Consider the following 18,872-nt stretch of genomic DNA (forward strand, 5'->3'; position numbering starts at 1 on the left):
ATTCAAATCACAACTCGTATAATATTTACTTTTTGGACTGTTTTGTTTTTTAATTAAACGAGCATTGAATTTTCATTTTTAGTGTATTTATGGAGAAAATGATTTATTAAATCATCAATTTCATTTAAAGTTCCCGCTGCTTCAATATAGGAATCGGGTCTTACTAAAATGATTTGATTTTTATAATAATCACTTGCTGTCCAAAGTTCGTTGGCTGAATTGTTGGATTGAATTTGTATTAATTCTACAAAACTGGGCAATTCTATTTCTATTTTTTTATTACCAAAACAGAGTAGGGTGAACTTTGTATAGTTTAAAAGCGTATAGAGACGATATTGTTTGTTTCCATGGTTTACATCGATGTCATAGACTCTTGAACCCGCTAATCCACTTTCACTGTAGCGAATTCCCATACCTGTAATATTTCCTGCTCTTTTTTCTACAATTTTGACATAATCTTTAGCGTGTGTGCCATCTTCTGAATATTTTGTTGAACGAACAAGTTCTCCAGAACTTTTTATTACACTTAGTGCTACTGGTTTTCTTTCATTTTCATAGGATTGGAGTAGGCTGCTGTCGACTCCATGATTTTCTATCATGCTGATTTTCCAAATTAGGTTGAATGCATCTGCTAAACCAGTATTAAGACCTTGTCCTCCGTTTACTGAGTGAATATGACAGGCGTCTCCTGCAAGAATTACTCGGTCTTGAATAATATAGTTTTCGACTACAGATTCTTTTACTGAGAAATGTGAAAACCAAACGAGTTCTTTAATTTTTATGGTGTGTGGTGCCATTGCAATATTTATTCTTTCCATTGCATCTTCTATAGCAAAATCTTTTCTATCCATTCTAATGTAGAATCGGTCTATTTTTCCTTCTCTAGGAATCCAAGCAACGTCTGAAGTTTCCGATTGAAAAACAATAATTTCTGGAACTTTTGTAAAATCGGTTTCAAAAACAGCATCGATTACAGCCCATATAATTTGTGGACGTGAAATTTCAAACGGTATGTTGAAATGGTTTCTAACAAAGGAGTGCGACCCATCGGCTCCAATTAGATAGTTTGATTTTACAATATCTCCATTAGAAAGGGTACATTCACATCCTTTTTCTGTCACTTGAATAGTTTCTATTTTTGTTTGTCTGATTACAGGAGCATTAATTGCTTTTAGTTTTTCATCTAATAGTTTTTCAATAAATGCTTGTCCTAACATTAAAAAATGTTTGTGGAAACAACCTTCAAGTTCGTCCCACCAATTCGATTGACGAGAGACAAATTTTCCCTTTTCCCAAATTGAACTGGTGTTGCAGGGTAATCCCTGTGGGTATAGTTCTTTAAATAAATCAACAATTTCTAGTAGTTGCAATGTTCTTGCATTGAGTGCGTCTGCTCTTCCTACTTCTAATGGTCCTTCCGATTTATCTATTATGGTAGTTTTTAAGCCTGAAAGCGCTGCTAAATAGGCACAAGCTAGTCCTACTGGTCCAGCACCTACTATGAAAATATCTGTTTCTATTGTTCTCATTTTGTATATATTAGATGGGGATTGTTTAGTGGAGGTGTTCCAAGTAGTTGTATGCGTCTAAGATGTCTTGGTGCTCCTTTGGTAAAAGGTTCTCTTCCGTGTAATAATGTACTATTGTCTGAAAACACAATATCTCCTGTTTCCCATTGGTGAGTGTATAGGTATTGTGGTGAATAAAGGGTTTGGTTAAGGTTTTGAATAAAATTTGCCACTTCATCTTCTGGTATGCCTTTTACTTCAAAGCCTGGGTGATTTACGAAAGAAGTATCGTTACTGTTTGGTGGTTCACAAAAGCGTATTACTGAATATTCTTTTTCATAGTGTTTATCAATGATTGGAGCTATTGTTTTACTATCATAGAACTCCATTTTTCGAGAATATTCACAGGTTATTTTACCCCAATATTCTTTCTCGGTTGCCGATGCGTTTTCTAAAATTTTTTTGGTGTTGGTAAATGTGGTTCCACCGCCATTATTCTCTCCTGGTGCGTTTACGCAATGAAATACTTGTGTTTCACAAATTTGTTTGCGATACATGCCGTCCCAATGTAGTGGAATATAGCTATTGTCGAAAATATGATCTTCTGGATTTTCTTTTTCTACAAGTTCTAAGACTTTTCCAAAAGGCCAAAGGCAAATTTCTCCAAATTTCTCGCAATATTCTGAAAACTCTTCTGCGCTAGCAAAGCTTGTAAAGCCTCTCAAAGCAACTAAATGCTCATTGGATAGGATCTCTCTTAGTTCTTTAATGTCTAAATCGAGAATATTTGTTTTTTCATTAATCGGTTCGATCAATAGACCGAACGGATTTAATTTTGTTGTTTTAAAGTTCATGTTTTGTTGTTTTTTAGTTTTGTGAAATAAGCTCATAGTGACTAGAACGTCCATATTCGTCAAGTACTAATTTTGAATTTAATTTTTTTACTTCGCTGTGTTTCATTAGTATGAATCCTTTGTTTGTGTTTACTGCTACTGCGTGCCAAGGTGTTGTCCAAGTTTCTATTCCTAAAAGTTGTATTCCAATTTTTTTGGCACCACAGGCTTGTGGGTGGATTGATAAACGAATAGCATCGGGAAACTTTTCTGCAATTAAGTCAGTCCAAGCATTACTTCGTATAATGGCTAAGTAGGCTTTTTCTTTACACTCTTTTTGTATTGCACTTTTAGATCGTGTTTGCCCAGGGAACATTTGATCTTCAACTAAAAAACGAGTAAGACCACAATACATTCGGTTGGCTTCTATATCATCTGGATCTATTGCATCTTTTCCTCCTCTTTTTATTTTATCTTTTAAAAGATTAAGATCTTGACCGTAGTTTTTTAGTAATTCTGTACGTGCTTGATCAAAATCATGTATTTTTTTTATATCATCGAGGTTGAATGTTGAAAGTGCTGTTAACTTTAATTCATCTATGAGGCGGTCAATTTCGATTTGATATGCGGTTAAATGTTCTTCTGAAATGCCCACAATATCACTAAAAACCCTTCCGTCTGAACATATAATTACTTCTGCTCCAGGTTCGTAAATTTCTTGTATTTGTGAGCATAGGTCATTTAAAAATTGTAATGCTTGTTTTTCTGCCATGTCTGGAAGATATCCTAAAACTTTGGCTAGGTTGGGAGATTTTCCTGGAAACCCAGGTAATACAAATCTTATTTTTTTGTTTTGCATTATTGCTGTAGCCACTTTGTTTTTATGTGGGGCATGACATTTTGGACATTCTGTTGTGCAATTATCTTGACATTCTTCAATCATTCTTCGAAATTGCATAACTCTACTTAAAACTGATTTGGCAAGATGGGTTGCTTCATTGGTACTAACGGCTGTTTCCTTTTTGATTTTTTCCATAATAATTTGTTTGATAGTTTAAGTGAATTCTAATTATAGGGCGTTTTCTTTTTGTGGATTTGTTGTGTATTGTTTTTTCTTTTTTTAAAAAATGGCAATAATTATCCCTTCAAAAAGTTGACTTTTTTAAAATTTTTGTAATTTTTAGAATTTAACTTTGCTTAATTTTTTGTTTGTTTGAAGTACAAAGTTTGTTTTTATGTGTGTAAAAAACATTGAACTAGTTCAATAAAAAGGATTGTTTTACTACCTTTTTTAGGGTATTTTGTTTTAAAAAACATTGATAGTTTGTCCTTATTGAAAAGGGAGTTTGGGTTTGATTTTTTTAAAATAGGAGGGAGTAATACTAAAAAAGACTTCTGAGAATATTCAGAAGTCTAATGATATTTATTGTTGTTACTAGTGGTTTAATTATTGAATTCGAAACTACCTTCAATAGGTATTCCTGTCCTTTTCCCTCTTGGGCTTTCTTCGTCTGTATAGCTTAAATAAGTGATTACTTTTTTACTTTTGGTGTCAACTACTTGACTTATTGTTGTTCCATCTATTTCAATCCAATTAATAAAAAATTGATTTTGATTTAACAGGTTGTAATTTACTTTTTCGTCTCCTTCGGCTATATTTCCTGCACTATCTGTTGTTTTCCAGTGTAGTGTACTATCTGAAATGTAAAAAACTTCTGCTTTTAATTCTGGATAGGTAATGATTGCTTTTTTTCCTATAATGCTATAATCATTAGTGGTGGTGGTTGGTAGAATTTCTCCTTCTTTTTTTTCGCAAGCAATAAAAAGTGTTAGGAGGCTTATTTGTGCTATTATTTTTTTCATGGTTTGAATTTAATTAGGAAATGGATTGTTTGTATTCAATGTTTTTACTTATAATGACTTCTTGATAGAAAGCTCTTGCAATTGCTACTGAGGATTGAGATTGCTTTTCTTTTACTAAAGAATCATCGTCATTATTACAGCTTATACTACATGTTAACAAAATGGCGATTGATAGTAGTTTAAAAATGTTCTTCATCTTTATTCTATTTTTTAATGAATGCAAAGTTGAGGTTTATTGATGTTATATGCATTGAACAAGTTCAATAAATCATTTTTACAGTTTGTTTTTTTGACATTTTGTGATTTTTCTGCGAATTTTGCTTAAAAACTCATGACTGATACCAAGATAAGCTGCAACTTGAACATTGGTGAGTCGTCTGTGAAGTTCAGGGTATTTTTCTATAAAATCAATATAGCGTTGATCTGCTGTTTTGCTAAGATTGTCTATCATTCTTCTTAGTAATGCTACATGCGATTTTTGGGTCATTATTCGGAACAATTTTTCTACTTGTGGTAGGTTTTCATAGGCAAATTCTTTGTCTGCATTAGATATTATTAATATTTCGCTATCTTCTAGTGCTTCAATAAATAAACCAGAGGGTTTTTGATTTGTAAAACTATCAATATCGGTTATCCACCAATCTTCTATAGCAAAATGGAGTACTTGTTTTACTCCTTTTTTGTCGATGTGGTAAACCTGAAAGAGCCCTTTGTTTACAAATCCTTCAAATTTGCAAATTTCTCCTTTTTGTAATAAAAATTTTTTCTTCTTGATTTTCTTAATTTTAAATAAATTACAGAATTGATCCATTTCAGTATCGGAAAGGTTTATATGTTTTTGAATGTTTTGTTTAAGTTGGTTTGTCATAAAAATTATAAGCTAATACTGTGAGTTTATTCGATTGAAATTGTAAAAAAGACTTTGTTTTTTAGTATTCTTCTGTAACGTTTTGTTGGATATAATTTTCAGAATTGTAATCGTTTATATATGGTAATTTATGAAGAGTTCAAGTGTTTATTTGAACTCCTTTTTTTCCTTTTTCCTTTAATTTTTGGTTATTTTGATAGTTTTTTTGAGATCATTACCTATAGTTTTATAGGAACAATATTGTGGTATTGATCCTGATTTTTGATTAGTTTCCATTTTGATGTTACAAATTTGGAAGTTTGGAAGTTGTTGGGTTCCAATAACAAACTAGAGTAGTGCGTTATTATGAATTTTTATGTTACTCTAATTTTTTTTGTATTGTAACGTTTACTTGTATAATGATGCTATACTATCCGTAATAGGCTAATGTTATTAGCTTATTATTCCCGTATCTATTTAATTTTTAGAAGTATCACTTCTTGAAATAAACCTTTTAGGATTTCGATTTAAATTTCGATTTGGATTTTGTTTTTAAGAAATTTGAGACATTATTATTACTGTTGTAGCTTATTGAAATAATGTGAATTGATAGTGTTTTAAATGTGTTTTTCATATTTGAACTTGTTTGTAATACAAATCTCCGATGTATAATTGTAAAAAACATTGAACTAGTTCAATAAATATAAACTTATTTACTATTTGTAATTTTTCTACGAATTTTACTTAAAAATTCGTGGCTAATACCTAAATAAGCAGCAATTTGCAGATTACTGAGTCGTAATTGAAGGTCGGGGTATTTTGTTATGAAATCGAGATAACGTTGATCAGCTGTTTTACTAAGGTTATCTATCATTCTTCTTTGTAGTGCTACATGTGTTTTTTGTGTCATTATCCGGAACAATTTTTCTACTTGCGGCAAATTTTCATAGGCAAATTCCTTATCTTTTTTTGCTATTAAGAGTATTTCGCTGTCTTCAAGTGCTTCAATGAATAGGTTAGAGGGACTTTGGTTTGTAAAGCTATCAATGTCTGTAACCCACCAGTTTTCAATTGCAAAATAGAGTACTTGTTTTCCTCCTTTTTTGTTAATATGGTAAATGTGAAACAATCCTTTGTTTACAAAGCCTTCAAACTTGCAAATTTCTCCTTTTTGTAATAGAAATTTTTTCTTTTTTATTTTCTTTGCTTTAAAGAGGTTGCAAAATTGCTCTATTTCATTTTCTGAAAAGTTTACGTTACTAAGGATGTTTTGCTTAAGTAGATCTTTCATCAAATATAAATGGATAAGAAGAGAATATTGTTTTGTTACAAATTTAATAGAATTTAGCAATTATTTATCTAACCATCTTTTAAATTCGGGCGTAATTGAAGTACTGGTTGTTACTTTATTTTTATAGTTTTTTATTTTTATAAGTAATCTATCATTGAAATACGTTTCTATTTTTTCAATGTAATTGATGTTTATTATTTCTCCTCTATTTATTTGAAAAAAAGTATTAGGATTTAATTCATCAACTAAATCACTTATTTTTTCTCTAAATATATGCTCTTTTCCATTTTCATCAATAGCAACACATTTTCCTGAATCAGATAAAAATGCTGAAATAGTATTAGCATTTAGAATAGTTATTTCGTTGTTATTTTTAACTATAATTCGTTCTTTATATACTTTGTTTGTTTTAAGTAGAGTATTGGCGATTTTTTCCCAGTTTATATTTTTTTCTTTTCCTTGTAACGTTTTAAGTTTTTGCATTGCAATTTCAAATCGGCTATAGCTTATAGGTTTTAATAGGTAGCCAATTCCATTTACATCAAATGCATCTTGATAGAAAGTGTCATAAGCTGTTGTGAAAATAATAGGACATTTGATAAGATCATTTTTTAATACAGAAAACACATTTCCATCAAGTAGTTCTATATCTGAAAAAACAAGATCTACCTGATCGTTTTCATTGTACCATTTTTTTATTTCTTCTTTGCTTTTTAAATGGGCAACAATCTCTATTGAGCTATCAAATTTTTGAAGATGATTACTTATTATTTCAGCATTTAGATCTTCATCTTCAATGATTATAACTTTCATAATTTATTTTATAATAGGAATTCTAACGAAATATTCTGTTTCTGTCTTTTCAAATTCTAAAGTGCAATTGAATAATAATTTATATTGATCTTTTAAATATTGATTGCCTATGTAAGAACTTGTATTTGTTTCTATTGGTTTTAGTTTGTTTTTTATGATAATTGTGTCTTCAATTCGCTCTAAATATACTTCTAAGGGATTATTTTCATTTCCGTAATTATGTTTTATTGCATTTTCAATACACAATTGTAAAGAGCAAGGTAAGATATAGCCTAATTCGTTTTCTATTTTAATATGTATAGTGTAAGCATTATTAAATCGTTTCTGAATTAATAATATGTATGATTTTATAAACTTTATTTCTTCGCTCAATGTTACTATTTCTTTTTGATTATGCTTTAAATAGTAGCGATATACATCTGAAAAATTGTCAATAAAAGTTTCCACTTCGTCAGGTTTCTTTTTGATTAAACTAGATAATATACTTAGGTTATTAAATAAGAAATGTGGTTCTAAATTTTTTTGTAACATTTTTGATTTAAAAACTTCCTTTTCTTTTTCTAAATGCTCAATATTAACCGCTAGTTTTTTAGAATTTGAAAAATGAAGATAAGCAATAGTATATCCACTAATATATAAGTGATTCATTGTTATTCCAAATACTATATTGCCAATTATCATATTAATACTTGTACTGAAATTGTAAATTAAATATCTATAAAGAACGTAATAAACACTAACCATTATAGAAAAGATAAATAAGGCTAATAAAAATGTCATTCCAATTTTTATAATTCTTTGAGTGTATATTTTTGAAATAATTTTCCAAGATAAATAAGTACTTAGAAAGGAAATTATAGAAATAATTATACTAAATATATGACCATCAATGTCATAAAAATCAACACTACCAAATTTTTTAGTTTGATGGAGTGTATAGGTCTGAATAGTACTTAATATAATTATAATAACTAAAACGACAATACTATTTTTAAGAAGTGAAATAATCTTTGCTTGCTTCATTTTGCAAATATATTGGTTGAAAGATAAAAAAGTGCAGCGAATAACTACACTTTTTTATCTTTTAAATTATTTTTCTACTATTAAAAAATCTTTTGTTTCACCTTTATCGTTTATAGTCTGAAATTTTGGTTCACCTTTATCATCAACATAAATCATCATTTTTAATTGGCCATCTGAATTTGCTATAAATAATCCTTGCGAATTTCCTCTTGTTTTACCAAGGAAAACAAGTTGCTTACTGCCATATTTTTTATGAATTTCATTCATCTTTTGTTTTCTTAATTTAACATCTTCAATCTTTTCAGCTTCAGTTATTAATTCATTACTTTTGCTATAAGTACTTTCTTCTGGGTAATTATTAATTTGTAAACCTCTTTGCGATTGTATTTTGCCTTCTTTAACAAATTCTTGATTTGATAATTGTACTACCTGATCATTTTCATATTGATCCATAGATATAGACATTCCAGCTATAATTCCTTCTTCTGTTTTTTTAGATTGGTATATTAAACCACCACATTCATCTCCTTCATCATTAAAAAATATCATTCCTGATGGTCTTTCTCTTTTTTCTGTATCTTTTCCATTCATTCTCCCTGAATGTTGTTTTTCTCTATTACTAATTACCATTCTAATAGTTCCATCATTCTCTAGAATGTTAATTCGTTTCACATTAATTTCTTCAAAACTTTCTATTTTTTTCATTTTATGAAATGAAAAAAGAAATAGTGACGCCATAATAATTGTCATTAGTGTTGAATAGGCTGTAAGTGCTTTTACTTTTGATGCTGTTGTTCTCATTTTTTTTGTTTTTAAATTGATAATTATAAGGCAAATCTACAGGAGCAGCTTTAATTTTAAAATCAAAAAGAGATGAACTGAGGTAAAAATGAAATGAAATAGGGGAAAAGTAATTTGAAGCTTTTTTATTATTGTTTTTAAAAGAGTATTAGGTTTGCTTTTTCAATTTCATATATAAAATAGGAAAGGGCTTTCCTGAAAAATCTAATTCTGAACGATTAATAATTTCAAAACCAAAATGTTTGTAAAATCCAACAGCTTGCTCGTTTTGCTCATTCACATCTACATTGGTTATTTTTAGTTCATTTATAGCATAATGCAATAGTTTTTTGCCAATTCCAATTCCTCTTACATTAGGATGAATAAATAACATTTCTAAATTTTGTTCTGCTACGCCAAGAAAACCAATAATTTCATTTTGTTCGTTTCTTGCACTTCTCAATTCTACGGCATCTAAATAATTGTTTAAAATGAGCGGTTTAAAATATTGAATATCTTCTTCTTTTAAAAAATGATGAGTTGCTCTTACTGATGCTTCCCAAACAGCAATAACATTTAAATACTCCGATTTTTGTATTGTATCAATTTTAAACATTGCTTTTTAAATTTATTTTAATTTATAATATTGTTTAATACTATAGATTATTGCTATAATTAATCCGATAAAACCACCTATATAACTGAAATTATGCATAGAGCTAACCATAATGAAGCTATTTGTATCAAGAAGATTTTTTGGAAAGAACCAATGGGAAGGAATATTATTTATAAGGAATATTTTACCATAGAGTAACCCTATGAAACCTACAAATAATGCAATTCCAGTATTGATAAAAATAGCAATGAATGTTGTTTGTATCATTTGTTTTCCATTTTTATGGATAAACAACCCGATAATTCCTAAAAAAGAACCAATTATTAAACCAACCCACCATGTTGCAAGTGTTCCTACAATAGTTGCTCCAAATCTAGGGTTTCTTAGTTTTATTTCTGGATTTTCAATTGTTCCAATGTTTTCTCCTAATCCCCAATTTTCTAATCCGAATTGAATGAATTTAAATTTTGTATAGTATTCTTCTGAAATTGTATAAGTAATTTGATCATGAATAATACCATATAGTCCTCCTAAAAATGGAGAAATAATGATAATTAATAAGAATGCTAAAAATTTATACATTTTAATAGATACTTAAAATTTATATAAGAATTGGATTTATTAGTAATTTTTTTTACAAAAATAACTCTTTTCTGACAAAATATGATTTAGATACTATATGCAGTTATAATTTTTTTTGATACAAATTACAAACCAAAAGATATTGTTTTTCGTACTTTTGAAAAATAGAAAGTTAAGAATATGAAAATAGTTATATCTCCAGCAAAATCATTAGATTTTGAATCAAAATTACCAACAAAAGTATTTACACAATCTGATTTTTTATCTAAATCAGAGACCATTCATAAAACCTTAAAAAAGAAAAAACCAAAGCAGTTAATGGATTTAATGTCTATTTCTGAAAAATTAGCCGATTTGAATTGGCAACGCAATCAAGATTGGCAAACTCCATTTACTCCAGAAAACGCTCGACCTGCTGTTTATGCTTTTAATGGAGATGTTTATACGGGCTTAGATGCTTATACTATTCCAACAGATAAATTAGATATTTTACAAGATAGATTACGCATTCTATCAGGTTTGTATGGTGTTTTAAAACCATTAGATTTAATGCAACCTTATCGTTTAGAAATGGGTACATCACTAGCAATAGGTGCAAAGAAAAATTTGTATGAATTTTGGAAAAAAACAATTACAGATGCTTTGAATAAAGAACTTTCAAAAGATGAATTGTTTTTAAATTTAGCCAGTAATGAATATTTTAGTGCGGTTGATACAAAAGCTTTAAAAGTACCTGTTATTACTCCAGAATTTAAAGATTATAAAGATGGAAAACTAAAAATGATTAGTTTTTTCGCTAAGAAAGCTAGAGGTTTAATGGTGCGTTATATTATTGATACTAATGCAGAAACAATTGAAGATTTGAAAAAATTCAATTATGAAGGCTATGCTTTTGATGGAAATTTGAGTAAAGGAAATACTTTAGTTTTTACAAGATAGAAATTATAAAAACTACAATTATAAATGATGATTTTTATTATTGTAGTTTTTCTTTTTTAATAGCATATTTTTTAACTGTAGAACAAAGAAAAGTATACTTTTTCTAAAAGCGCAATTGTATAAGTTAAAAATAACTTTTTTAAGCGATACTATTTTTATAAAATTGTGCTAACCTCAAAAAACAAACCTCTTTTAACGTGATTTAAAAAAGGTTTATTTTAAAAAATTAGTTTTTAGATGGGTTGCTCAATAGTTACCGATATTTTATTTGGTCTGTGGAGTGGTTCCCAAATGAGTCTTATAAATGCACTGAAACGTTGGTTTTCCCTTGCAATAGGTATTCCCGTTACAATTCCAAGCATTGTTTGGTTAGTAATTTCAAGTCGCATTTGCGGTCGTATAGTCATATCAAAATCTTTTTTGTCTATGGTCTTGTTAAGTTCAATTCCTACAAAATTTCTCGTTCCTGTTATCATATAATGAAAACTGGTGTTGATATCGTAAGTGGTGTGAAAATGATTGGTTTTAAAATTTTGTTCAATCATTGGACCGGTATAAATTAACGAGTGAAAATTGTTGCCCCATCGTTTGGCAACGACCAAAAAGGGGTTATAAACATTTCCTTTTATGAATGGTTTTCCAAAATTCCTAAAGTCGGAAAGTTCAAACTCGTTGATGTAACCGATTGCCATTGAAGTGGCTATTTTTTCATTGACAAAAAACGACCATTGGGTTGCCAATTTTATGCTGTTCAGTTTGTTGGATGGCATGGAATCTTTTGGCGTTCCGTTTATGTCCGAATGAAAGGTAAATGGCAATTCTACTTCAAACCCGAGTCGGTTTATCGGTGCCCATTCGTACTCTACAAGCGCTTCGTATTCATCAAATTTTAGTTTGTCGGTCATACCAAAACCGAGATTCCATTCTTTTTCGCCCTTTCTCGCTCCAAGGTCTCGTATTAGGTCAATGTATAAAGGTTCTGCGTGTAGCACTTTTGGCAGTTCGTGGTGCAATTCTACTTCTTCAATGTAAAGGCTGTCTTTTGTAGCGTTGGTTATTTGGGCCAAAACGCAAGTTGATGATGCCAAAAATAGTAAAGGCATCAAGATTTTTTTGATATTCATTTTCTTGATTTGGTTTTTATAAATGAAAAATGTCGTCTGAGTTTCTTTTACAGAATAGACGATTAACTTTTACTTTAAAGGCAAATCAAACTTCGGGTGGAGGACTGAATATTTTACAGAATGCTTGGGAAGCAGGTTCTTTGTAATGTGGTAATATTTTTTGGGTTGCTTGATATAAAGTGTTTAAATCGTGTTTGAATACAGGATTAAGAACAACCCAATCTATGCTTATTGTCTTTTTCTTGCTGTGTTCTTCAGTATCGGGGTCGTCATATTCGGCAATGGCATTTTCAAAGCCGAGCAATTTTTCAATTACAAATTCTACAATGCTTTCTTGTTCGTTATAGGTTAAATCTTCCGGAATGTGGTTTGGATTTGGGTCGGGATTGTCAATGCTAACATTGAGTAAATGCAAAGCCAATAAGCCCCAAATTAAACGATAAAATGTACTATTTCGGATTTTGTCTATCAATTTCCTTTTGGTGTTTTATATGTTTGCTAACGTTTTTCCACTTGGAGAGGTTGCGAACTTCACAAATATAACAAAAAGGAAAATATTGAAAAGCGTATTTTTTTGTAAATTTATTCATGTAAGGAAAGAAGAATTTTACTCCACAATTATTTGTTTCGTTTAATTTGTTGGACATGATTTAAACAATATCAACTCTTTATTAGTAGAACAGGTGTTTTTAAGTTTGTTCAAAACAGTGTTGAAAATGTGTATAACCAAACGCAAGTATCCAAGTAGTGAGACTGATTAAACAAGCTAATAAACATTTACTAATGGGAAAAAAGTACACCTTTTTCTAAAACCACAATTGTATAAGTTAAAAATGGCTTTTTTAAGCGATACTATTTTTATAAAACTGTGCTAACCTCAAAAAATAAAACTCATTTAAAGTGATTTAAATGAGTTTTATTTTATTTATTTAGTAGACAACTATGTCGCCAATTAATTATATACCATGTTATTTGGTTGTTCTTCTTCTATCTTTATAATTACTTTTCCTACTGTTTTTGATGCTTCAATATAATCATGAGCATTTACAATATCATTAAGCATGAATTCTTTGTCAATTTCTACTTTAAGAATGTTTTCTTTCATTAACCTCAAAAGGTCTTTAAGTGCTTCTTGGTTTGGGTGCACTGATACAAATTTTGCTCGTTTATATCTTAATAATTCCTTTATCATTGTTCCTGTTGGAGTTGTCCCAATATATATCCCATTCGGAGCTAAAAGATGCTTTGTTTTTTTATAAGAGGTATTAAATACAACATCAAAAATAATATCGAAAGTCGACGTCGTTTTTAGAAAATCTTCATTTTGATAGCTTATAGTAAAATCCGCACCTAGCTGTTTGCAGAAATCTAGATTTTTGGTACTTGATATACTTGTAACTTTTGCGCCATATGCTTTTGCTATCTGGTATGGCTATATGACCAACTCCACTGCTTCCACCATTGATTAAAACCCTATCATTCTTTTTCAGACCGCTTAATTTTAATAGTGCTAACCATGCAGTTGTTCCAGCCATTGGTAATCCAGCTACCTGATTAATAGGAATGTTATTAGGGATTTTAACTACACTATCTGCTTTTACAACAATATATTCACAAAGAGAACCTCCTTCAAAATTACCTAACAATCTGACAACTTTATCTCCAATATTTAAATTTTTAATATCATTTGATTTCTCTTCAATAATGCCAACAACATCAAACCCTTGTTTTGTTCTTGGTTTTATTAAACCTGAAACTAATCTAAAGTCACCTTTGCGATTTTTCCAATCTATTGCATTTAAAGAAGAGTAACATATTCTAATTAGTAACGAATTTTTCTTTCTTATACTAGGTTTTTCTGTTTCTTCGATTTTTAAGACACTACTGTTCCCGTAATTACTGTATAAAACTTGTTTCATTATCTATATTTTTTGCAAATATAGATTCAAGTTTTAATGTAATTATTGGTATATACCAACTATTCGATTACCACATTATTAAATAGTTTTGAAAAATTTGTTGGATTCATACCTAAAAAATTAGCAATGTCTTTATGAGGTATAGAATTAATAAGGTGTGCATTATATCGCATGAAATCTTTATATTTTTCCTCAATAGAATAAGTTGACTGCTTAATAAACCTATCTGTTATATTGTTTACTAATCCCATTAGTGCTTCAATTAAAAAATCTTGGATATCTTTATGTTTAGTGGTTTGATTAATAAAGTTATCATATGATATTCTATAGAATTTACTGTCCGTAATGCATTCAAAATAGTACTTCGACGGTTTTTGTGTTAGAAAAGATTCTGGAGCACACGTAAAATGATTAGCTTGAGTAAAAGAAATAATGCATTGTCTTTTATCAACAAAATAATAGGCTTTTTGAACACCTGATATGGTAAAATATAAATATTTATCTTTCTTTTCGGGTATGGATAAAATAGAGTTTTTAGAGAACGAAACAATCTCAAATTGAGCAACAAAGTCATTAAGAGCAGTAATAGATACTTTATGTGTATCTGTTATTATTTTTTTAAGTTCTTCCATATTTTATTCTTGTTAATCGCCCTCTTCGAATACCTCTCAACGTGTTGCCACTATATTCCTGTGGTGTTAACTGAAAATTGAGCCATTACAAATATAGACAAACTTTGGGAAATCGGAAGATTTTTCCAGGCGAAAATCGGCCAAACTATTGAGTGTAGGAGCTGTTAAGGCTTGTTGCTTTTTTAAATTGCTACGTGAATTCGATGCGAATTTAACGCAAAGTAATTTCAAAATTTATGTGGAAAGTAATTCCATAATCAATTTTCAATGTTTATTTGGAATTTTCCTTTTCGATTATCGACAAAGTTTAGAAAAAGTTAGCGTAAAGTTTTCAAACGTATTTTCAAATTGCAGTTATCTGCTTAAGTTCGGGAGCATTTCCACAACGGTCTCTCATATAAGCGTAGTGTGGGATAAAGAAGCCGAAACTTCTGTTTTCGCTCGAACTCAAGTGATCCATTTTTATATTGGTTAGTTTTATTCTATTAATATGCAAGTGATAGCGATGTAACAAGTATGAACTTTCACTTTTTTGCTGAAACTCATGCTATTTATAACCTTTGTTGTGTATAGTCTTTTGTTTTCATTTTAGTTAATTCAATGTTTTCAAATAGTCCAATATTTCGTCCGAAGCCTTCATCATTTGGGTTTCTATTTGTTCGATTAGTTTGTCTAAATTGTCAAAATCAGGATTTTTTACAATAATGCTCTCAAGAATTGAATATTTAGGCATTTCAGTTTTGTCTTTATTCCACTTTGTGTTTTTTGATAACTCCCAATATTTTTGTTGAATTGGTTTTGTATTTCCAAGTAACCATACCTCGAATCTCATTTCCATATGATTTAGAATAAGTCCGAATTTTAGTTTTTTACTTTTTAAAAAATCGTTTGAATAGTAGAAATATGTAAAGTCTAAATATCCGTGAAGAATTCCAGTAAATGAATAGTGGTCAGAAAGACTTTTAATAAAATCCGTTCTTAATTTCATAACAAACTTTACTAACTCGTTATATGCAATTAATATGTCTCCTTTTTTTAATTGTTCTTTATAAATTGAAATATATTTGTTTAAATTTTCCATTTCTATTTTTATAAAATTTTTAAGTGCACGATTTTGTTAGCTTAATCAGAATGTCTAGTATAATTACGGTTATATATTGTTCGTAGCTGTTTTTTTTCATAATTCTGCCGTCATTTTTCCAAGGTTTATTTTTTCGGCTTTGGTGAACTTTATTTCACGAACAAACTCCATTTTTTTCCATAAGTATGTGTTTCCTTTAAGTCCGTTGGTAATTTTCATTCTGCGGTTTAGTCGTGCAATTTCCTTTTCGGTTGCCATTCTTTTTTCTCCGAGCTCTCCATAGAGTTTAATTGCAGGAAAGTCCGTAAACTTTTCTTTAAATAACGACTTAATCCAAAAAATCAGTCCACTATTCACTCCGAGTAGGCATACTTTTGGGTTTATCTTTGCGTGTTCTGGTAATTTTGACGGAAATTTCTCAAAGTAAAATCCAGTTTGGTTGTCATTAAGGAATAATGATCCGATTGGCGTTATGGTGGGATTATTTTCTGAATCGACCGAAGCGATTGAAATATAAAAGTTTGAACTGAAACTTTTATTAAAATGCTTTCTGATTTTATCCCAATTCGTTTTTATGTCCATTCGAAGTTCTGTTTTTAGCTTGATGCCAACATTTTGCAATTATACTTTAGTGGTGTTAACTGAAAATTGAGCCATTACAAATATAGACAAACTTTGGGAAATCGGAAGATTTTTCCAGGCGAAAATTGACCAAGTTATTGAGTGTAGGAGCTGTTAAGGCTTGTTGCTTTTTTAAGTCAGTTGCCTGAATTCGGTACGGAAAAGTAATTCTGCAATCAATTTTCAAAGCTCGTACGGAGTTCAGTATTTCAATTTTCTATGTGCTGATTTTAACGTATCGATTTACTTTCTGCGTTCGCTCGATATTCAGTGTTACGTTTATTGATAAAGTTCGGAAAAATTAAACGTAAAGTTTGCAACTTAAATGAAAAAATTAACTGTAATAGTTTTATTTCTTATGTATCAAATGCAAATATCATTTTAACGAATAGGCATTAATGTGTCAGCCTTACTAATTGTGAAATTAATTTGAGGATAAGTAAAATTAATGCTTCTGTTTTCTTGACTTCTTAACATAAAAAACTCTTTCTTTTGATTTTCGTCAGCTAATTCAAGTAAACTTCCACATGAAAGGTATGGCATTTTATTTTTAAATTTAATAAAGGTTTTAGATTCTCTAAAAGTTATACCTAACCATCTATTATCAGTTTGTTTTTCTTTCTGATTTAGTGTTGAATCTAAGATGATTTTATGTGAAAAGTTTGTATTAGCTTTTACTGAAAATAGTACAAATGAATTATGCGTTAAAGAAATATCAAATTCTTCATTTGTGGTCTTATTCTGTATTTTTAATATTCTAATATGTGGTTTCTCTAACTTGCTAGGTTTTTCATAGCATGAGAATAATCCGATATAAGAATCATCTACTAAATCGAGACATTGGTCAGAATGGTATTTCATTTTAGAGTATGAGTTGTCATAGATTTCAATTAAAGCATTGTTAAACTTAATTTCAGGAAAATACACAAAATTACTATTAATACTTTTTATTATTTTACTATGCAAATCAGAGAATTCATGAGATGGAATGTTATATTGAGTCGTTGTTCTAACAATAGGAATACCTTTATCACTTGCCTTAACTAAATGATTTCCAATCCTACCTTTTCCAACATTTTCAAAATTGATTTGTGTGGATAATTCATTGAAGAGATTATGTTCAAATGGTAATGTTATTTTTTTAAATTCATTTTGATTCATCTGTAATCGTTTAATATATGGGTTTTTGATAATCTCCAGAATTCATACTGAAGTGAACTATACCATAATCTATATTTTTTTCAGTTTTATTTTCTTTATAATAAGAATCTCTTAAATCCTCCATGTTCTCATTATTCATGAGTTCTAATGGAATTAAATTCCCATTTTCCTTTATGTAGGTTTTATTATTTTCATATACTGCCTCTAAGTTTGAACAACGGATTACATAGCCCATTCTTATAGGAGTTTTATCGATATTTAATACAGAAGGTTTTATTTCATGCGTGTAAAGTCTATTCGTAGAAAGTGGTATTGAAAAAACAGAATTTGGGTATAAGGTTACACTAAATTCCTTAACTAAAGATTCATCTTTGACTGTTTTTTTTAGCTTAAAGAAAAGTCTGGTTAATCCACTCGATTTTTTGTAAACCCAATCAAACTTATCTGTTTTTGAAGGTGACAATTGATCAAAATTTATTTTATCATAAAAAGTACAAAACGTTATAAGACCTTCTTTTGCCATATCTTTAGTTTTATCTGAATGAGCACTAATTTTTGCTTTGACTTCTTTTGAATTTAAGTCATTTTTTTTGTTTAAATAAATTTGTGCAAGCACATGATTCAATTCTGTTTTTTTCTCAAAATCAAATTTTATGGCTTCATTTAGAGAGTCAATAATTAGGTTATCAGTTTTTCTGAAATTATCTGTTGGACCTGTTAAGTTACTTGAACACCTTAATAGATGAAAATTTAGAGATTCATTTTCTCCTTTTATTTGTTTTGTAATTTGACTTAAATAAATTCCTTTTCTCAAAGCCATTGATTCTTTGTTTGACTCTGTTAAATTTTGAAACTCGTGTTCTGATTCTATTTTTTCAAAAAAATCATCATTATCGAAAAACCGTCTATAATAAACTCCTGCATCATGTATATTTATTGGCACTTGTCCAAGTCCAATTATTGAAAAATTTTTAGTTGTTAAATCTTCATAATTTGAAGATAAATCTCTGACTATAAAAATTGATTTTGTTTCATTTTTTAAATGTTTAGTATCTCCAATTGCGTAAAGTCTTACTTGGTTTTGAATCTTTGGAATTTCTGAAAGTTTTTTTACAACTATACCACAAAAATTATTTACTAGATATTTTAAATCGTCTGAATCATCGTTCTCTTTTGATAAGTCAATTAAGTAATTTTTGTTTTTAGATATGCTATTTTCAAAGTCAAATTTATTCATTA

General features: G+C 29.3%; 22 protein-coding genes. 1 reads left to right on the plus strand and 21 read right to left on the minus strand.

Annotation, left to right across the window (positions count from 1 at the left end; translation table 11 throughout):
- Positions 1-53: 53 nt before the first annotated feature.
- The 12 genes from LXD69_RS13595 to LXD69_RS13650 form a co-directional block, all read right to left on the minus strand.
- Positions 54-1,529 (minus strand): FAD-binding protein, encoded by a 1,476-nt coding sequence (locus LXD69_RS13595; protein ID WP_246915805.1) that lies wholly within the window; start codon positions 1,527-1,529, stop codon positions 54-56.
- A complete protein-coding gene (locus LXD69_RS13600; RefSeq protein ID WP_246915806.1) occupies positions 1,526-2,362 on the minus strand; it encodes a TauD/TfdA dioxygenase family protein in 837 nt (278 codons plus the stop codon). The genes LXD69_RS13595 and LXD69_RS13600 overlap by 4 nt, the downstream gene beginning before the upstream one ends.
- A gap of 13 nt (positions 2,363-2,375) precedes the next feature.
- Complete coding sequence (locus tag LXD69_RS13605) at positions 2,376-3,377, minus strand: L-tyrosine/L-tryptophan isonitrile synthase family protein (RefSeq protein WP_246915807.1); 1,002 nt, start codon at positions 3,375-3,377, stop codon at positions 2,376-2,378.
- Between the two features lie 407 nt (positions 3,378-3,784).
- The gene (locus LXD69_RS13610) at positions 3,785-4,204 is read right to left on the minus strand and encodes a MoaF-related domain-containing protein (RefSeq protein ID WP_045967113.1); all 420 of its coding nucleotides are present in this window, start codon (positions 4,202-4,204) and stop codon (positions 3,785-3,787) included.
- A gap of 13 nt (positions 4,205-4,217) precedes the next feature.
- Positions 4,218-4,400, minus strand: coding sequence for a hypothetical protein (locus tag LXD69_RS13615; protein ID WP_246915808.1), 183 nt, complete (start codon positions 4,398-4,400; stop codon positions 4,218-4,220).
- Positions 4,401-4,478: 78 nt separating this feature from the next.
- Positions 4,479-5,072, minus strand: a complete 594-nt coding sequence (locus tag LXD69_RS13620) for a Crp/Fnr family transcriptional regulator (protein ID WP_045967114.1) — start codon at positions 5,070-5,072, stop codon at positions 4,479-4,481.
- Between the two features lie 688 nt (positions 5,073-5,760).
- Positions 5,761-6,342: a Crp/Fnr family transcriptional regulator gene (locus tag LXD69_RS13625; protein ID WP_045967463.1), complete on the minus strand. Its 582-nt coding sequence runs from the start codon at positions 6,340-6,342 to the stop codon at positions 5,761-5,763.
- Positions 6,343-6,402: 60 nt separating this feature from the next.
- Positions 6,403-7,155 carry a LytR/AlgR family response regulator transcription factor gene (locus tag LXD69_RS13630; protein ID WP_246915809.1) on the minus strand — a complete coding sequence of 251 codons (753 nt, stop codon included), beginning with the start codon at positions 7,153-7,155 and terminating at the stop codon, positions 6,403-6,405.
- A gap of 3 nt (positions 7,156-7,158) precedes the next feature.
- Complete coding sequence (locus tag LXD69_RS13635) at positions 7,159-8,178, minus strand: sensor histidine kinase (RefSeq protein WP_246915810.1); 1,020 nt, start codon at positions 8,176-8,178, stop codon at positions 7,159-7,161.
- Positions 8,179-8,244: 66 nt separating this feature from the next.
- Positions 8,245-8,979, minus strand: coding sequence for a hypothetical protein (locus LXD69_RS13640; RefSeq protein WP_045967118.1), 735 nt, complete (start codon positions 8,977-8,979; stop codon positions 8,245-8,247).
- A 148-nt stretch (positions 8,980-9,127) separates the two neighbouring features.
- A complete protein-coding gene (locus LXD69_RS13645) occupies positions 9,128-9,574 on the minus strand; it encodes a GNAT family N-acetyltransferase (protein WP_246915811.1) in 447 nt (148 codons plus the stop codon).
- A 12-nt stretch (positions 9,575-9,586) separates the two neighbouring features.
- The gene (locus tag LXD69_RS13650) at positions 9,587-10,156 is read right to left on the minus strand and encodes a hypothetical protein (RefSeq protein WP_246915812.1); all 570 of its coding nucleotides are present in this window, start codon (positions 10,154-10,156) and stop codon (positions 9,587-9,589) included.
- A gap of 180 nt (positions 10,157-10,336) precedes the next feature.
- Between LXD69_RS13650 and yaaA the strand changes: the two genes are divergently transcribed.
- Positions 10,337-11,095, plus strand: a complete 759-nt coding sequence (gene yaaA, locus LXD69_RS13655; RefSeq protein ID WP_045967122.1) for a peroxide stress protein YaaA — start codon at positions 10,337-10,339, stop codon at positions 11,093-11,095.
- A 233-nt stretch (positions 11,096-11,328) separates the two neighbouring features.
- Here yaaA and LXD69_RS13660 read toward each other — a convergent pair whose 3' ends face one another.
- The 9 genes from LXD69_RS13660 to LXD69_RS13700 all read right to left on the minus strand — a co-directional run bounded on the left by LXD69_RS13660 (position 11,329) and on the right by LXD69_RS13700 (position 18,870).
- Positions 11,329-12,219: an HAEPLYID family protein gene (locus tag LXD69_RS13660; RefSeq protein ID WP_246915813.1), complete on the minus strand. Its 891-nt coding sequence runs from the start codon at positions 12,217-12,219 to the stop codon at positions 11,329-11,331.
- Between the two features lie 85 nt (positions 12,220-12,304).
- Entirely contained in the window at positions 12,305-12,691 is a 387-nt protein-coding gene (locus tag LXD69_RS13665) for a hypothetical protein (protein ID WP_246915814.1), read from the minus strand.
- A gap of 480 nt (positions 12,692-13,171) precedes the next feature.
- Positions 13,172-13,642: a zinc-binding dehydrogenase gene (locus LXD69_RS13670; RefSeq protein WP_317236321.1), complete on the minus strand. Its 471-nt coding sequence runs from the start codon at positions 13,640-13,642 to the stop codon at positions 13,172-13,174.
- The gene (locus tag LXD69_RS13675) at positions 13,539-14,138 is read right to left on the minus strand and encodes an alcohol dehydrogenase catalytic domain-containing protein (RefSeq protein ID WP_246915815.1); all 600 of its coding nucleotides are present in this window, start codon (positions 14,136-14,138) and stop codon (positions 13,539-13,541) included. The genes LXD69_RS13670 and LXD69_RS13675 overlap by 104 nt, the downstream gene beginning before the upstream one ends.
- Positions 14,139-14,197: 59 nt before the next feature.
- Positions 14,198-14,770, minus strand: a complete 573-nt coding sequence (locus LXD69_RS13680; RefSeq protein WP_246915816.1) for a Crp/Fnr family transcriptional regulator — start codon at positions 14,768-14,770, stop codon at positions 14,198-14,200.
- 592 nt (positions 14,771-15,362) lie between these two features.
- Complete coding sequence (locus LXD69_RS13685; RefSeq protein WP_246915817.1) at positions 15,363-15,851, minus strand: DUF7000 family protein; 489 nt, start codon at positions 15,849-15,851, stop codon at positions 15,363-15,365.
- A gap of 96 nt (positions 15,852-15,947) precedes the next feature.
- On the minus strand, positions 15,948-16,433 hold the full coding sequence (locus LXD69_RS13690; RefSeq protein WP_246915818.1) for a hypothetical protein: 486 nt from the start codon (positions 16,431-16,433) through the stop codon (positions 15,948-15,950).
- Positions 16,434-16,853: 420 nt separating this feature from the next.
- Positions 16,854-17,633 carry an alpha-ketoglutarate-dependent dioxygenase AlkB gene (locus LXD69_RS13695; RefSeq protein ID WP_246915819.1) on the minus strand — a complete coding sequence of 260 codons (780 nt, stop codon included), beginning with the start codon at positions 17,631-17,633 and terminating at the stop codon, positions 16,854-16,856.
- 10 nt (positions 17,634-17,643) lie between these two features.
- Positions 17,644-18,870, minus strand: coding sequence for a hypothetical protein (locus tag LXD69_RS13700; RefSeq protein ID WP_246915820.1), 1,227 nt, complete (start codon positions 18,868-18,870; stop codon positions 17,644-17,646).
- Positions 18,871-18,872 lie beyond the last annotated feature (2 nt).

Source organism: Flavobacterium sediminilitoris, assembly GCF_023008245.1.
GTDB classification, from domain to species: domain Bacteria; phylum Bacteroidota; class Bacteroidia; order Flavobacteriales; family Flavobacteriaceae; genus Flavobacterium; species Flavobacterium sediminilitoris.

Bases quoted from the DNA above. Each gene is read 5' to 3' on its own strand.
- LXD69_RS13595 (WP_246915805.1), bottom strand. From the start codon at position 1,529: ATGAGAACAATAGAAACAGATATTTTCATAGTAGGTGCTGGACCAGTA.
- LXD69_RS13600 (WP_246915806.1), bottom strand. From the start codon at position 2,362: ATGAACTTTAAAACAACAAAATTAAATCCGTTCGGTCTATTGATCGAA.
- LXD69_RS13605 (WP_246915807.1), bottom strand. From the start codon at position 3,377: ATGGAAAAAATCAAAAAGGAAACAGCCGTTAGTACCAATGAAGCAACC.
- LXD69_RS13610 (WP_045967113.1), bottom strand. From the start codon at position 4,204: ATGAAAAAAATAATAGCACAAATAAGCCTCCTAACACTTTTTATTGCT.
- LXD69_RS13615 (WP_246915808.1), bottom strand. From the start codon at position 4,400: ATGAAGAACATTTTTAAACTACTATCAATCGCCATTTTGTTAACATGT.
- LXD69_RS13620 (WP_045967114.1), bottom strand. From the start codon at position 5,072: ATGACAAACCAACTTAAACAAAACATTCAAAAACATATAAACCTTTCC.
- LXD69_RS13625 (WP_045967463.1), bottom strand. From the start codon at position 6,342: ATGAAAGATCTACTTAAGCAAAACATCCTTAGTAACGTAAACTTTTCA.
- LXD69_RS13630 (WP_246915809.1), bottom strand. From the start codon at position 7,155: ATGAAAGTTATAATCATTGAAGATGAAGATCTAAATGCTGAAATAATA.
- LXD69_RS13635 (WP_246915810.1), bottom strand. From the start codon at position 8,178: ATGAAGCAAGCAAAGATTATTTCACTTCTTAAAAATAGTATTGTCGTT.
- LXD69_RS13640 (WP_045967118.1), bottom strand. From the start codon at position 8,979: ATGAGAACAACAGCATCAAAAGTAAAAGCACTTACAGCCTATTCAACA.
- LXD69_RS13645 (WP_246915811.1), bottom strand. From the start codon at position 9,574: ATGTTTAAAATTGATACAATACAAAAATCGGAGTATTTAAATGTTATT.
- LXD69_RS13650 (WP_246915812.1), bottom strand. From the start codon at position 10,156: ATGTATAAATTTTTAGCATTCTTATTAATTATCATTATTTCTCCATTT.
- yaaA (WP_045967122.1), top strand. From the start codon at position 10,337: ATGAAAATAGTTATATCTCCAGCAAAATCATTAGATTTTGAATCAAAA.
- LXD69_RS13660 (WP_246915813.1), bottom strand. From the start codon at position 12,219: ATGAATATCAAAAAAATCTTGATGCCTTTACTATTTTTGGCATCATCA.
- LXD69_RS13675 (WP_246915815.1), bottom strand. From the start codon at position 14,138: ATGAAACAAGTTTTATACAGTAATTACGGGAACAGTAGTGTCTTAAAA.
- LXD69_RS13680 (WP_246915816.1), bottom strand. From the start codon at position 14,770: ATGGAAGAACTTAAAAAAATAATAACAGATACACATAAAGTATCTATT.
- LXD69_RS13685 (WP_246915817.1), bottom strand. From the start codon at position 15,851: ATGGAAAATTTAAACAAATATATTTCAATTTATAAAGAACAATTAAAA.
- LXD69_RS13690 (WP_246915818.1), bottom strand. From the start codon at position 16,433: ATGGACATAAAAACGAATTGGGATAAAATCAGAAAGCATTTTAATAAA.
- LXD69_RS13695 (WP_246915819.1), bottom strand. From the start codon at position 17,633: ATGAATCAAAATGAATTTAAAAAAATAACATTACCATTTGAACATAAT.
- LXD69_RS13700 (WP_246915820.1), bottom strand. From the start codon at position 18,870: ATGAATAAATTTGACTTTGAAAATAGCATATCTAAAAACAAAAATTAC.